Genomic DNA, 14,294 nt, shown 5'->3' with positions numbered 1-14,294 from the left:
CGGTCGGTCATGGCCTGCCGAAGGTGGCGACCGAGTCGACTGTGAACTCGAACAGCACCCGGCGCTCATTGCGGCTCGGGTCGCGGAAGGCGTAACCGTCGCCGGTGCCGAGGTACTTCTCGGCCATCCGGTCGATGTGTGCGGTGACCTTGTTGCCGTCGACCGGGTCGTCCTCCGAGATCTGGTGGGCCACAGTGGCTTTGATGCTCATCCAGTGGAAGGGGTTGGCCGGGTTCATGAGCATGAAGGTCACCTCCGGGTTGTTCTGCAACCACTGGACCTTCTTGCGGTGGGCCGCCAGGTTGAGCAGTACGCGGTCCCCTTCGTAATCGACCCACACGGGGGAGAGGTTGGGCCGCCCCGTGCCCCCGATCACCGAGATCACGGCGGTCACCGGACTGTCGAGCAGCTGTTTGTAGATGGGGTCGAGGTCGTCGAGGCGGTGGAGCTCGCCGCGCTCACCGACTTCGAACTGTCCGGCCTGAACGCCGTCTGCGATGTCTCGTATCTTTGCGACACCGATGGGCATGTCTACCTCCTGGGACGGGCGCCGGCCTGCCGCCGGCATCGTGCTTCCCGACGCTAATGCGACGTCTCCCACGGGTGGCTGGGGTTTTACACAGCGGTTTTCTCGATTGCTGTGGATTGGCACAGTCCACGGGCGGTCGGCGTGACGCAGAGTTGAGCGCATCAGCACGCCTGCCAAGGAGGTTTGACATGCAGTCTTACGTCGGTTCACGGGCCATCGTCGTCGGCGGTTCGATCGGGGGCCTCACCACCGCGCTCCTGCTGCGCAAGTTGGGTTTCGAGGTCGACGTCTTCGAGCGGACCCCGACCAACCTGGAGCACCGCGGCGGCGGGATCGTCCTGCAACCGATCATGATGAAGTGGTTCGACGGGCACAGCACACGTCAGATCGAGGAACTGAGCACCAAGAGCTCGCGCCTGCGCTACCTCGGAGCCGGTAACGAGGTACTGCACGACGAGCCCGCCCTGTGGCGTTACACGTCGTGGGACACGGTCTATCGCGCTCTGTTGAGCGATTTCGGCGGTGACCACTACCACCTGGGCGAGTTCTTCGCCGGTTTCAGCCAGGATGCCGACCGTGTCGAGCTGCGTTTTGCCTCGGGCCGAACAGAATCCGCCGATCTGGTGGTGTTCGCCGACGGCATCAGTTCGACCGCCCGGCGGCGCCTGTTCCCGGACCTGGCGCGGCAGTACTCCGGGTACGTCGGCTGGCGCGGGACGGTGCGAGAGGATCTCGTGAGCGACGAAACCCGTGCTGTTCTCGCCGACGCCCTGACCTACAGTCTGGGGCCGAACACCCAAGCCGTCATGTACACGATCCCCGGTATGGACGGCGAGCTCGAGGAGGGCAAGCGCCTCCTCAACTACGTGTGGTACCGCAATGTGGCCGACGGCCCAGAACTGCACGAATTGACCACCGATATCCGCGGATTCGAAGCTCCGGTGTCCCTGCACCCCGGTGCAGTGCAGCAGCGCTACATCGACGAGATGAAGGCCGCCGCGGTTGCCAACCTGGCACCGGCGGTCGCCGAAGTGATCGTCGATACCGAACAGCCTTATCTGCAGGTGGTATTCGACACTCGCATCCCGGGAATGGCCGAGGGACGCGTCGCCATCGTCGGTGACGCCGCCTTCGCCGCCCGACCGCACGCGGCAGCCGGATCAGCGAAAGCGGCCGCCGATGCCTGGGCTCTCTACGAACATCTCGGAGCTCACGACGGCGGTATCGCCGAAGCGCTGAAGCTCTGGGAGCCGGGGCAACTCGAACTCGGCAACCGGTTGGTCGACCGGGTCTCGGCGATGGGCGCCCGCTCACAGTTCTCCAACACCTGGGTGCCTGGCGATCCCGATCTGCGCTTCGGCCTGTACGGGCCCGGCAAGTAACCACGCATAACGAAACACCGTCCAAACAAAGGAAATCGAATGAAAGCACTTGTCTACACCGGCCCTGGCGCAATCGAATACCGCGAGCACCCGATGCCGACGCTCGATGCCGACACCGACATCATCATGAAGATCACGCACTCGACGATCTGCGGCACCGATCTGCACATCATCAAGGGCGGCGTCCCGACCGTACAGCCGGGTACCGTCCTCGGGCACGAGGCGACCGGTGTCGTCACCGAGATCGGCGCTTCGGTGCGGAACGTCAAGGTGGGGGACCGGATCATCGCGTCGTGTGTGAGTGCCTGCGGCTACTGCCGGTTCTGTGTCTCCGGCATGTACGGCCAGTGCCTCAACGGCGGCTGGGCCCTGGGCAACACCATCGACGGTGTCCAGGCCGAGTATGCCCGAATTCCGTTCGCGCGCAATTCTGTCTACAAGATCCCCGATACGCTCTCCGATGAGCAGGTGCTATTCCTCACCGACATCCTCGCCACCGGCTATGAAGTCGGCGTGCTCAAAGGACAGGTCAGGCCGGGCGATACCGTCGTCATCGTGGGCGCTGGCCCGGTGGGCTTGTCCGCCACCTTGACCGCGCAACTGTTCTCTCCCCGCAACCTGGTCGTCGTGGACCGGGTGGCGAGCCGCCGCGAGGTTGCTTTGAAACTCGGTGCGACACATGCGGTGGATGAGCACGAAGTGGCGGGCCTGGTCGCGCAACTGACCGACGGCCTCGGCGCCGACGTCACGATCGAAGCCGTCGGATTTCCGGATGCCTTCGAACTCGCCGCGGATCTCGTTCGTTCGGGCGGCCGCATCGCCAATATCGGTGTGCACGAAGGCCCGGCGACGCTGCACCTGGAGAAGTTGTGGGCCAAGCAGGTCACCATCACCACGGGTATCCCGTCGGGTCTGACGATTCCCGAATTGATGAACTCGATCTCCACGGGTGCGTTGGACGGAACCAAGATGATCACGCATCGAATGACACTCGACGAGACAGAAGCCGGTTACGACATCTTCAAGAGATCGGCCGAAACCGGCGCGCTGAAGGTTGTTCTCACCAACTGACCGACGAAATTGCCCATCTCCGTGCGGAGATGGGCAATTCGCGTCTGCGTGCCGGTCAGGCCGCGTCCTTCTCACCGTCGGCTTTGGGGGACTCGCCGGTGGCCCGGGATGTGCCGGCCCGACCGGTGATCTTCTTGACCGCGTCGCTGAGCTTCTGGACCGACGAGGCCACCTGGTCGGAGGTGCTTCGCACGGCCTCGCGAACCCGATCTCCGCTGCGGTTGACCGACTTCGTCACGCCGGGTAGGGCCTTGTTTCCGTCGGACAGATCTGTCGCGCCGCGGGGCTTCGACTTGACGTTGGTGTCGGACAACTTCGGCGCACCCGTGAGGCTTTGAGGTCCGGCGGCCGAATCGATGGTCTCCTCGGCGTTCTTGACGTTCGCCTCGACAGACGTCTTGACGGTGTTGACTGCCGAGGACAGCGCCTGCTGTGTTGAAGCGGCATCGGTCGGCACGGCGTCCTTGCTCCGGTTGATGACCTCGGCGTTGATCGCGCGGCCGAACTTGACGACGGAGAAGCTCGCCGTGGCGACGGCGTGGTTGATCGCCGTGACGATGGTGGCCGGGTCTCGCGTGGTGAAGGCCGCCTTCACACTGTCGGCGGCCTGCTGCAGCTGCCGGGTCAGAGTGCGGACCTGCAATTGTACGTTGGTTTCGAATGACGGTTGGGTGCCGAACTTTTCACCGTCCCAGTCCACCAATGTCCAACCGTCTTGGGGATTGCCTTCGATCACCACGTAACTGGTGTTGGTGAGCGGATGGGTGGTGAGCAGCCTGATCTTGTCGGCAGTGCTCAGGTTCTGGGCGTTCATCATGGTCCAGAACATGATGGTGCCGCCGTGGGAGAACACCGCGACGTTGCGGTCGCCGTTGTCGTACATGGTCTGCAGAGCGCCATCGACCCTGGCGTCGAATTCGTTGCCGTCGATCGAGCCAGGGATCCGGGCACCGCGCTGGCCCGCGAACGCCCACGCTATGGGGGCTTTGAGATACCCGTTCATGGCGTCTTTCTCGGGAGTGCCCTCGTAATCACCCGCTTCGATTTCCTGCAGGCCGGGCAGGACCTGAATGGGTAGGCCGAGGTATTGCGACATCGGTGCCGCGGTCAATTGCGTGCGCACCATCGTCGAGGCGTAAATGGCGTCATAATTGTTGTCGCCGAGTTTCTTGGCGACGTCCTGGGCCTGCTGTTGTCCTTTGGGTGTGAGTACCGGACCGGGTGTCGACGTGTCGATCAAACCCGAAGTGTTGCCGTATGACTCGCCGTGCCGGATGAACGTCACGCGCATGACCTCGGCGGCGTTGGCGACGGGGATCGCCAGACAGACGGCGAGAAATGCCATGGCGACACCTCCCAGGATCGATTGTTTTCGCGTCATGCTGATGTGCCTCCGTAAGCAGTAGTGGGGACGGTCCCAGGAATTGTTCGGTAAATCGCAAGGAATTTGGCAGCTTGTCCCGTTGTCCGGGATGTCAGTTTGGCGAATTGTCCATCCCCGCGGCTGAATTCGCGCGCGACAGTTCGGTCCATTGGTCGAACTAGGGATGGTCATTTGCCGGGAGGTTTACCTCACGCGGCATCTTTCGACGTGCTGTGCGACCCGCTGTTGGTCGTCTTGCCGGCGTTGGTCAGCTTCTTGACGGTGTCTCGAACCCGTTGGCGCGCAACAGAAGCTCCCTTGCCGGAAGGTGCCTTGTTGCCGGCGGTGAGATTCGTAGCGCCATTGACCTTTCGGATGACCTTGGCGGCGTCGCCGTCGGTGGACGAGGTCAATTTGGTGGCGGGGGCGCTGTCGGTGTTCAGCGTATGTGTCGCCGGCGTAACGTCGTTCAGTGCGTTCGGGATGCTCGTGATCGCGTTGACGGTGTCGGTCACCGAATCCTTCACGAACTTCACGCCTGCCTTGGCGACGTCCTGCACGCCCTGTGCGCCAGTGCTGACAATGGCGGCGGGATCCGGCGTGAGGGCCGGTACCCGCATGTTGTACACCGCCTGCTGCGGCGCGACGATCAGGTCGCGGACGTTGACAAACATCTGGGTCGGGTAGTTGGCGGGGCCCACCTCTTCGCCGGCCCAGCTCTTCAAAGTCCAGCCACCGTCGGCATTCTCATCCACCACCACGACGTCACCGTTGGTCAACGGGTGCTGCACGATCAACAGCAGGTTCGGATTGTCGACGTTCATCATCGTCCAGAACATGATGGTGGCGCCGTGGGAGAACACTGCGGCGTTCTGATTGCCGTCTTCCCCCGCCGGGGTGTCGGCCTCGATCTGCTTCATCGAATTGTTCATGCGCTCGTTGAATTCCAGGCCGGTCTCGCCGCCGGGGACCGGGACGAACTGCAGGCCCAACGTCCAGGCCAGCGGGGCGACGATGTAGCCGATGCGGCCGATGCCGGTCTGTTCGGGCAGGCCCTCGAAGATGCCCGCACTGATTTCCTGCACCCCGATGCGCTCGCCGGCGTCGCTGTTCTTCGGGTAACCGATGACGGTGACGGGCAGGTTCAAGTCGGTGGAGAGTGGCTTGGCGGTCTCCTGGGTGCGGACCATGGTCGACGCATAGATCGCGTCGACGGGCCCGTATTTGTCGGTGTAGGCAGGCGACGTGAGGTAGGCGGCGACGGCATCGGCCTGGCCCTCTCCCTTGGGTGTGAGATCCGGCCCCGGGATCGAGGTGTCGATCTTGTTGGTGGCATTGCCGTAGGACTCTCCGTGCCGGATGAACGTCACCGTCATGGCGGACGCGGGCAGCGCTGTTGCCGCCAAGAGCGCGCAGGCCGTGAGGGTCGTCGCAGCGGCCCCGGCGGTCCGGCGTCCCGAGAGTGTTCGCATGTAGTTCTCCATCCCGTTCGCCGAAAAGTGGGCTGTCACACAACTGGAGTTCACTGTGTGCGCGCTCACTGTACAACATTTGAAATGTGTCTACTAACGGGTTCGTCAACCATACGAAAAACGCCCCTGAACTGAGAGTTCAGGGGCATTCGCGCAATGGCGAGACCTACGGGTCGCAGATGACGATCGGGATCTTGCGGTCGGTGTATGACCGGTAGTTGGCGAAGTCGGGATACATGGCGTCGAGCTTTGGCCAGTACTCGTCGCGCTCGGCGTCGGTCGCATCACGCGCGGTCAGGTGGAGCTTTTCGCGTTTCGTCTGGAAGGTTATCGACGGGTTGGCCTTGAGGTTCAGGTACCACATCGGATTTGTGGCGCGGCCGCCCTGCGACGCCACGAGCACGATGCGCGTGCCCTCCTGCAGGAACAGCAGCGGACTGTCCCGAGGCTCACCGGACTTGCGCCCGGTCGTGGTCAGGATCCCCACCTCGGCCCCGCGTAGGAACTTGTCACCCAGGCGACCGTTGGTCTTCTTGAAGAGCCACGTCTGCGCGCGGGACATCCACTTGATCGCAGTGCCAACGCCTTTCGAATTCAGAGATTCGATCTGCTTGGCGTTGAGCGGGCGGGAGGCTGATGACACGGATGGCCCTATCGGCTGATGAACGGCGTGAGCTTGGCTCGGATGTGGTGGATCTGACCGTCCGAGGCCGGGATCAGGAACGTCTCGTCGACGTGCGAGCATACCCGCCGGCCGAACAGGCGCGGCTTGGTCAGCACGTCGAATTTGGCGTGTATGTGGTCGCCGTCGACGGTGAATTCGGGCGGTGTCGTGGCCTCGATCACGCGGTATTGCGGACCGCGATTCAGGCTGCGGCGCAGGTGTTCTCCGGAGAAGCCGGACTTGAGTCCGGCCTCGATGCGGATACACCCTGGCGCGAACGGCACCTTGTCGGCCTCGTGGCTCGACAGCGCATCGATGTAGGCCTGGGCCGCCGCGATGCGCTCCGCTTCCGACCGTGTCGATTCCCCGGTCGCTTCGCTCCTGCCCTCCGGTGCCATATAACCCTCAGATCCGCTCGATGATCGTGCCGGTCGAGAGCGCTCCGCCGGCGCACATGGTGATCAGTGCGGTGGACTTGCCGGTGCGCTCGAGCTCGTGCAGCGCGGTGGTGATCAGCCGGGCGCCGGTCGACCCGACGGGGTGACCGAGCGCGATGGCGCCGCCGTTCACGTTGACCTTGTCCATGTCGGCATTGTGCACCTGCGCCCACGACAGCACGACGGAGGCGAAGGCTTCGTTGATCTCGACCAGATCGATGTCGCCCAGCTTCATCCCGGCCTTCTCCAGCACGCGTGCGGTGGACTGCACGGGCCCGTCGAGGTGGTAGTAGGTCTCGGCGCCGACATTGGCCTGCGCGACGATCCGCGCTCGCGGCTTCAGGCCGAGCGCCCGGGCCTTATCTTCGTCCATCCACAGCACGGCGGCCGCACCGTCGGAAATCTGCGACGACGTACCCGCGGTGTGAATGCCGCCCTCCAACACGGGGTTCAGTGATGCCAGACCCTCGGCGGTGGTGTCGCGCAGACCCTGGTCACGCGTCACCGGGGCCCATTCGGCGGTGGGCTGCTTGTTCTCGTCGAGCACCGGCGCCGAGATCGGGGAGATCTCCCGGTCGAAACGGCCCTCGGCCCAGGCTTGCTTGGCCTTGGCCTGCGATGCCAGGCCCAGCGCGTCGACGTCGGCGCGCGTGATGCCGCGACGCTTGGCGATCCGCTCGGCGGCCTCGAACTGGTTGGGCATGTCGATGTCCCACGACGACGCCCGGATCCGGCTGCGGTCCGGCCCGGCGTTGGCGCCCAGACCGACCCGGCTCATGGCTTCGATACCGCAGGCGATGCCGATGTCGATGGCGCCGGTGGCGATCAGGCCGGCGATGAGGTGGTTGGCCTGCTGCGCACTACCGCACTGGCAGTCGATGGTGGTCGCGCCGACATGCTCTGGCAAACCCGCGGTCAGCCAGCCCACCCGGGTGATGTTGTTGGACTGCTCGCCGTACTGCGTGACGCAGCCACCGATGAGCTGCTCGACGTCGCCGGCGTCGATACCCGCCTTCTCGACCAACGCCTTCTGCACAGCCCCCAGAAGTTCGGTGGCGTGCAGGCCCGACAACCAACCATTGCGCTTGCCGATCGGGCTGCGAGTGGCTTCGACGATGACAGGAGTACCCATATCGTCAGGCTAGAACACGTTTCATTAGTCTGACAAGCAGCGATGCCGCCGTGCCTTTTATCTGCGGTGAAGGCATGTTTCAATGGTCTTCAAGAGGTACTAGACGGATTTGTCTCGCTGCCCGCCATGTACTGGAGTTTCAAGGAGATGAGCATGCCCTGCCCGAACCTTCCCCACGGCTTCGACCCCCTGGATGCGGAGTTGAATCTCAAAGGTCTGCCCGTCGCTGAGCTCGCCGAGCTCCGCACGTCCGAGCCGGTCCACTGGGTCGACGTCCCGGGCGGCACGGGCGGGTTCGGTGACAAGGGCTACTGGCTGGTCACGCGCCATACCGATGTCAAAGAGGTGTCGAAGCGCAACGACGTATTCGGTAGCTCACCTGACGGGGCCATCCCGGTCTGGCCGCAGGAGATGACGCGCGAAGCCGTCGACCTGCAACGCGCCGTGCTGCTCAACATGGACGCTCCGCAGCACACCCGGTTGCGCAAGATCATCTCCCGCGGCTTCACCCCGCGGGCCATCGGCCGGCTGGAGGCCGAACTGCGCGAGCGGGCCCAGAAGATCGCCGAGACCGCGGCGTCCGCGGAGGCCGGTGACTTCGTCGAGCAGGTGTCGTGCGAGCTGCCGCTGCAGGCCATCGCCGGTCTGCTGGGGGTTCCGCAGGACGACCGGGACAAGCTGTTCCGCTGGTCCAACGAGATGACCGCGGGTGAGGACCCCGAATACGCCGACGTCGATCCGGCGATGTCCTCGTTCGAGCTCATCACCTACGCCATGAAGATGGCGGAGGAGCGTGCCAACAATCCCACCGACGACATCGTCACGCAGCTGATCCAGGCCGACATCGACGGCGAGAAGCTCTCCGACGACGAGTTCGGGTTCTTCGTGGTGATGCTCGCGGTGGCAGGCAACGAGACCACCCGCAACTCGATCACCCACGGCATGATCGCCTTCTCGCAGCACCCCGAGCAGTGGGAGCTGTACAAGAGGGACCGCCCCGAGACTGCTGCCGACGAGATCGTCCGTTGGGCCACACCGGTTTCGGCGTTCCAGCGCACCGCGCTCGAGGATGTCGAGCTGGGTGGTGTGCAGATCAAGAAGGGGCAGCGCGTGGTGATGTCCTACCGTTCCGCCAACTTCGACGACGAGGTTTTCGAGAACCCGCACACATTCGACATCCTGCGTAACCCCAACCCGCACGTCGGTTTCGGCGGTACCGGGGCGCATTACTGCATCGGCGCGAACCTGGCCCGGATGACCATCAACCTGATCTTCAACGCCGTCGCCGACCACATGCCCGACCTCAAGCCGCTGGGCCAGCCCGAGCGGCTGAAGTCCGGCTGGCTCAACGGCATCAAGCACTGGCAGGTCGACTACACCGGCAAATGCCCGGTGGCGCACTAGGAGTATGCGGGTGGATTTCACACCGAACCCGGAGCAGCAAGCCGTCGCCGATGTGGTGACATCCGTGCTGGAGCGGGACAACAGTTGGGATGCACTGGTTTCCGGCGGCGTGTCGGCGCTGGCGGTACCCGAGCGGCTCGGCGGAGACGGACTGGGACTGCTTGAGGTCGCCACCGCATTGACCGAGATCGGCAGACGCGGCACCATCGGCCCCGCGCTGGCCACCCTCGGGTTGGGGCTGGTCCCGCTGCTGGACCTGGCTTCGCAGCCTCAGCAGGACCGCTACCTGGCGGGCGTGGCCAAGGGTGCAGTGTTGTCGGCGGCGCTCAACGAGCCCGGTGCCCAGCTGCCCGAGCGACCTGCCGCGACCTATGCGGACGGCAAGCTCTCCGGTACGAAAGTCGGTGTGCCCTACGCTGAGTCGGCGCGGTGGCTGGTGGTCACCGCCGACGGCGGCGTCGTCGTGGTTGCCCCGACCGCGGCCGGTGTCACCGTGACGAAGACGCCGACCGCCAACGGTTCCGACGAATACGTCGTGACGTTCGACGACGTGGAGATTCCCGCCGAGGATGTCCTGCCGGGCGCGACGACTCACCGCGTGAACCAGCTGGTGTTGGCGACCACGGGTGCGTTCGCGGCCGGGCTGGTGGCGGGGGCCCTGCGGCTCACCGCCGACTACGTCGCGACCCGCGAGCAGTTCGGTCGCCCGTTGTCGACGTTCCAGACCGTCGCCGCGCAGCTGTCGGAGGTCTACATCGCCTCGCGGACCATCGATCTCGTATCGACGTCGGCCACCTGGCGGCTCTCCGAAGGCCTGGACGCCGACGACGATCTCGCCATCCTCGGCTACTGGTTGACCTCACAGGCGCCGCCCGCGATGCGCACCTGTCATCACCTGCACGGCGGCATGGGCATGGACATCACCTATCCGATGGACCGGTACTACTCGTCGATCAAGGACTTGGCCCGGTTGCTGGGCGGTCCCGTGCATCGGCTGGATCTGGTGGGAGCGTAGAGCATGTTCATCGACCTGACACCCGAACAGCGGGCACTGCAAGCCGAACTGCGGCAATACTTTTCGACCCTCATCACTCCCGACGAGGCCAAGGCGATGGAGTCCGATCGCCACAACGAGGCCTACCGCGCGGTGATCAAGCGCATGGGCTCCGACGGCAAGCTGGGCGTCGGCTGGCCCAAGGAGTACGGCGGCCTGGGCTTCGGTCCCATCGAGCAGCAGATCTTCGTCAACGAGGCCAACCGCGCCGACATCCCGCTGCCGTTGGTCACCTTGCAGACCGTCGGGCCCACCCTGCAGGTGTACGGCACCGAGGAACAGAAGAAGAAGTTCCTGCCCGGGATCCTTTCCGGTGACATCCATTTCGCCATCGGCTACTCCGAGCCCGATGCCGGCACCGACCTGGCCTCGCTGCGCACGACGGCGGTCCGGCACGGCGACGAATACATCGTCAACGGCCAGAAGATGTGGACCACGGGCGCGCATGATGCCGACTACATCTGGCTGGCCTGCCGCACCGATCCGACGGCTGCCAAACACAAGGGCATCTCGATCCTCATCGTCGACACCAAGGATCCGGGCTACTCGTGGACGCCGATCATCCTGTCCGACGGCGCACATCACACCAATGCGACCTACTACAACGACGTGCACGTCCCCGCCGACATGGTCGTCGGCGGGGAGAACGGCGGGTGGAAGCTCATCACCACCCAGCTCAACCATGAGCGGGTCAGCCTCGGGCCGGCCGGGCGGGTCGCGGGCATCTACGACCACGTGCACGCCTGGGCGTCCAAGCCCGGCTCCGACGGCGTCACGCCCATCGAGCACGACGACGCGCGCCATCTGCTCGGCCAGATCAAGTCCATCTGGCGCATCAACGAGCTGCTCAACTGGCAGGTCGCGGCGTCGGGTGAGACCATCGCCGTCGCCGATGCCGCCGCGACGAAAGTCTTTTCCACCGAACGCATTCAAGAGGTGGGACGCCTGGCCGAAGAACTCGTGGGCCGCTACGGCAACCCCGCCGACCCGGAGACCGCCGAGCTGTTGGAGTGGCTCGACAAGATGACCAAGCGCAACCTGGTCATCACGTTCGGTGGCGGAGTCAACGAGGTGATGCGGGAGATGATCGCTGCGTCGGGGCTCAAGGTGCCGAGGGTTCCGCGATGACGCATGGCCGAGTGGCCAGTTACCACACGCATTTCTGGCAATTTCGTGCATCAAGTGGCCACTCGGCCGAGGGGACTGCAGATGAGTGACCTTCAAGCGGGCATCGATGAAATTGTCGCGGCCGGGCGTGGCGCGCCGACGGTAGCTCGAGACCCGGTGAATCAGCCCATGATTCATCACTGGACCGACGCCATCGGCGACAAGAACCCGATCTACGTCGACGAGGACGCGGCACGCGCGGCCGGTCATCCCGGGATCGTCGCGCCCCCCGCCATGATTCAGGTGTGGACCATGATGGGGCTCGGCCGCACCAGGTCCGACGACGATCCGCTGGCCCGGATCATGAAGCTGTTCGACGATGCCGGGTACGTCGGCGTCGTGGCCACCAACTGCGACCAGACCTACCACCGCTACCTGCAGCCGGGCGAACGGGTGAGCATGACCGCGGAGATCACCGATGTGGTGGGGCCCAAGCAGACTGCGCTGGGCGAGGGCTACTTCGTCAACCAGAAGATCCGGTGGTACGTCGGCGACGAGGAAGTCGCCGACATGGACTGGCGCATCATGAAGTTCCTGCCAGCCGAGCGGGGCGCCAAGGCGTCGGCCGAAACCGTGGCCGTCCCAGAGGATCTGGACCCGGACAAGCTGATGCGGCCGGCATCGTCGCGTGACACCAAGTTCTTCTGGGACGGTGTCAACGCCCACGAACTGCGGATCCAGCGTCGCCCCGACGGCACGCTGCAGCACCCGCCGGTGCCCGCGGTGTGGCAGGACAAAGATGCACCAACGGATTACGTGGTTTCCTCGGGCAAGGGCACGGTGTTCAGCTACGTCGTGCACCACGCACCCAAGGTGCCTGGTCGCACCCTGCCCTTCGTCATCGCGCTCGTCGAACTCGACGAAGGCGTGCGGATGCTCGGAGAGCTGCGTGGTGTCGACCCGGAACAGGTGAAGATCGGAATGCCCGTCACCGCAACATTTATCGACTTTCCGGACAGCGACGTCAGCCCAGCCTGGACTCTTTACGCATGGGAGCCGCAAGCATGAGCCTCGCCAAGCTCGACCTCCAAGTCGGCACCAAACTGCCCGAGCTGCAGATCTACGGGGACCCGACGTTCATCGTGTCCACGGCCATCGCGACGCGTGACTACCAGGACGTGCACCACGATCGCGACAAGGCACAGGCCAAGGGATCCAAGGACATCTTCGTCAACATCCTCACCGACACCGGTCTGGTGGGGCGCTACGTCACCGACTGGGCCGGCCCGAACGCCGTCATCAAGTCGATCAAACTGCGCCTCGGGGTGCCGTGGTACGCCTACGACACCATCACCTTCACTGGCGAGGTGACTGCGCTCGACGGTGACCTGGTGACGCTGAAAGTGGTGGGCAGCAACAGCCTTGGCGATCACGTCATCGCCACCTCCACCCTCGTGTTGGGAGCAGCGCAGTGAGCCTCTCCGGCAAGGCAGCCATCGCCGGTATCGGCGCCACCGACTTCTCCAAGAACTCCGGCCGCAGCGAACTGCGGCTGGCCGCAGAGGCGGTGCTCGACGCGCTCGACGACGCCGGCCTGCAGCCGTCGGACGTCGACGGTCTGGTGACCTTCACGATGGACTCCAACCTGGAGACCGCCGTGGCGCGGTCCACCGGTATCGGGGACCTGAAGTTCTTCAGCCAGATCGGCTACGGCGGTGGTGCCGCTGCTGCAACCGTGCAACAGGCCGCGCTCGCGGTGGCGACCGGCGTGGCGGAAGTGGTTGTGGCATACCGGGCCTTCAACGAGCGCTCGGAGTTCCGCTTCGGCCAGGTGATGACCGGCCTGACCGTCAACGCCGACTCGCGCGGCGTCGAGTACAGCTGGTCCTACCCGCACGGGCTGAGTACTCCCGCCGCGTCGGTGGCCATGATCGCCCAGCGCTACATGCACGAGTACGGCGCGACGAGTGCCGATTTCGGTGCGGTGTCGGTCGCTGACCGCAAGCACGCCGCCACCAACCCGAAGGCGTTCTTCTACGGCAAGCCGATCACCATCGAGGATCACCAGAATTCGCGGTGGATCGCCGAGCCGCTGAGGCTGCTGGACTGCTGCCAGGAGAGCGACGGCGGCGTGGCCATCGTCGTCACCACGCCCGAGCGGGCCAAGGACCTCAAGCACCGGCCGGTGACCATCGAGGCAGCGGCCCAGGCTGCGGGCGCCGATCAGTTCACCATGTACTCGTACTACCGCGAGGAACTCGGGCTTCCCGAGATGGGCCTGGTAGGCCGTCAACTCTGGGAGCAGAGCGGCCTGTCGCCCACCGACATCCAGACGGCGATCCTGTACGACCACTTCACGCCGTACACGCTTATCCAGCTTGAGGAGTTGGGCTTCTGCGGTAAGGGCGAGGCCAAGGACTTCATCGCCGGTGGCGCGATCGAACTCGGTGGCCGGTTGCCGATCAACACCCATGGCGGCCAATTGGGGGAGGCCTACATCCATGGCATGAACGGCATTGCCGAAGGCGTGCGGCAGTTGCGGGGTACCTCGGTCAATCAGGTCGACAATGTCGAGCATGTGCTGGTCACCGCAGGCACCGGGGTCCCGACCTCGGGGTTGATCCTGGGCTAAAGGTGCGTTGCCACCCCTGTCCGGCACGGTAATGTTTGCTCCACATG

The 14,294-nt window shown here is 64.7% G+C and carries 14 protein-coding genes; 8 read left to right on the top strand and 6 right to left on the bottom strand.

From position 1 onward, the window contains the following. Nucleotides 1-7: 7 nt before the first annotated feature. On the bottom strand, nucleotides 8-529 hold the full coding sequence (locus tag BST13_RS08825) for a pyridoxamine 5'-phosphate oxidase family protein (RefSeq protein ID WP_158087129.1): 522 nt from the start codon (nucleotides 527-529) through the stop codon (nucleotides 8-10). A gap of 188 nt (nucleotides 530-717) precedes the next feature. Between BST13_RS08825 and BST13_RS08820 the strand changes: the two genes are divergently transcribed. Further along, entirely contained in the window at nucleotides 718-1,911 is a 1,194-nt protein-coding gene (locus BST13_RS08820; RefSeq protein ID WP_083162701.1) for an FAD binding domain-containing protein, read from the top strand. 39 nt (nucleotides 1,912-1,950) lie between these two features. Further along, nucleotides 1,951-2,982, top strand: a complete 1,032-nt coding sequence (locus tag BST13_RS08815; RefSeq protein WP_083162700.1) for an alcohol dehydrogenase catalytic domain-containing protein — start codon at nucleotides 1,951-1,953, stop codon at nucleotides 2,980-2,982. A 55-nt stretch (nucleotides 2,983-3,037) separates the two neighbouring features. On the opposite strand, the gene BST13_RS08810 is transcribed toward BST13_RS08815, so the two are convergent. From BST13_RS08810 to BST13_RS08790, 5 genes are all read right to left on the bottom strand, one after another. Beyond that, nucleotides 3,038-4,327 carry a histidine phosphatase family protein gene (locus BST13_RS08810; protein WP_083162698.1) on the bottom strand — a complete coding sequence of 430 codons (1,290 nt, stop codon included), beginning with the start codon at nucleotides 4,325-4,327 and terminating at the stop codon, nucleotides 3,038-3,040. Between the two features lie 227 nt (nucleotides 4,328-4,554). Next, nucleotides 4,555-5,817, bottom strand: coding sequence for a histidine phosphatase family protein (locus tag BST13_RS08805; protein WP_158087128.1), 1,263 nt, complete (start codon nucleotides 5,815-5,817; stop codon nucleotides 4,555-4,557). Nucleotides 5,818-5,983: 166 nt separating this feature from the next. Further along, the gene (locus BST13_RS08800) at nucleotides 5,984-6,460 is read right to left on the bottom strand and encodes a nitroreductase family deazaflavin-dependent oxidoreductase (protein ID WP_083162694.1); all 477 of its coding nucleotides are present in this window, start codon (nucleotides 6,458-6,460) and stop codon (nucleotides 5,984-5,986) included. Nucleotides 6,461-6,468: 8 nt separating this feature from the next. Continuing rightward, nucleotides 6,469-6,879 carry a DUF8021 domain-containing protein gene (locus BST13_RS08795; RefSeq protein WP_083162692.1) on the bottom strand — a complete coding sequence of 137 codons (411 nt, stop codon included), beginning with the start codon at nucleotides 6,877-6,879 and terminating at the stop codon, nucleotides 6,469-6,471. 7 nt (nucleotides 6,880-6,886) lie between these two features. Next, nucleotides 6,887-8,050 (bottom strand): steroid 3-ketoacyl-CoA thiolase, encoded by a 1,164-nt coding sequence (locus BST13_RS08790; RefSeq protein ID WP_083162690.1) that lies wholly within the window; start codon nucleotides 8,048-8,050, stop codon nucleotides 6,887-6,889. A gap of 153 nt (nucleotides 8,051-8,203) precedes the next feature. Between BST13_RS08790 and BST13_RS08785 the strand changes: the two genes are divergently transcribed. The 6 genes from BST13_RS08785 to BST13_RS08760 all read left to right on the top strand — a co-directional run bounded on the left by BST13_RS08785 (nucleotide 8,204) and on the right by BST13_RS08760 (nucleotide 14,247). Continuing rightward, entirely contained in the window at nucleotides 8,204-9,454 is a 1,251-nt protein-coding gene (locus BST13_RS08785) for a cytochrome P450 (protein WP_083162914.1), read from the top strand. Between the two features lie 10 nt (nucleotides 9,455-9,464). Next, entirely contained in the window at nucleotides 9,465-10,469 is a 1,005-nt protein-coding gene (locus BST13_RS08780; RefSeq protein WP_083162912.1) for an acyl-CoA dehydrogenase family protein, read from the top strand. 3 nt (nucleotides 10,470-10,472) lie between these two features. Then, a complete protein-coding gene (gene fadE29, locus BST13_RS08775) occupies nucleotides 10,473-11,636 on the top strand; it encodes an acyl-CoA dehydrogenase FadE29 (RefSeq protein WP_083162688.1) in 1,164 nt (387 codons plus the stop codon). 81 nt (nucleotides 11,637-11,717) lie between these two features. After that, the gene (locus tag BST13_RS08770) at nucleotides 11,718-12,683 is read left to right on the top strand and encodes a bifunctional MaoC family dehydratase N-terminal/OB-fold nucleic acid binding domain-containing protein (RefSeq protein ID WP_083162686.1); all 966 of its coding nucleotides are present in this window, start codon (nucleotides 11,718-11,720) and stop codon (nucleotides 12,681-12,683) included. After that, nucleotides 12,680-13,090 carry a MaoC family dehydratase gene (locus BST13_RS08765; protein WP_211296044.1) on the top strand — a complete coding sequence of 137 codons (411 nt, stop codon included), beginning with the start codon at nucleotides 12,680-12,682 and terminating at the stop codon, nucleotides 13,088-13,090. Before BST13_RS08770 ends, BST13_RS08765 begins: the two co-directional genes overlap by 4 nt. Further along, nucleotides 13,087-14,247 (top strand): lipid-transfer protein, encoded by a 1,161-nt coding sequence (locus tag BST13_RS08760; RefSeq protein ID WP_083162682.1) that lies wholly within the window; start codon nucleotides 13,087-13,089, stop codon nucleotides 14,245-14,247. Before BST13_RS08765 ends, BST13_RS08760 begins: the two co-directional genes overlap by 4 nt. The last annotated feature ends 47 nt before the right edge of the window (nucleotides 14,248-14,294 follow it).

The sequence above is a fragment of the Mycobacterium aquaticum genome, from assembly GCF_002086485.1.
Taxonomy (GTDB): Bacteria; Actinomycetota; Actinomycetes; order Mycobacteriales; family Mycobacteriaceae; genus Mycobacterium; species Mycobacterium aquaticum.
The sequence above is the reverse complement of the archived record's forward strand: the minus strand, read 5'-3'. Positions and strand labels throughout refer to the sequence as shown.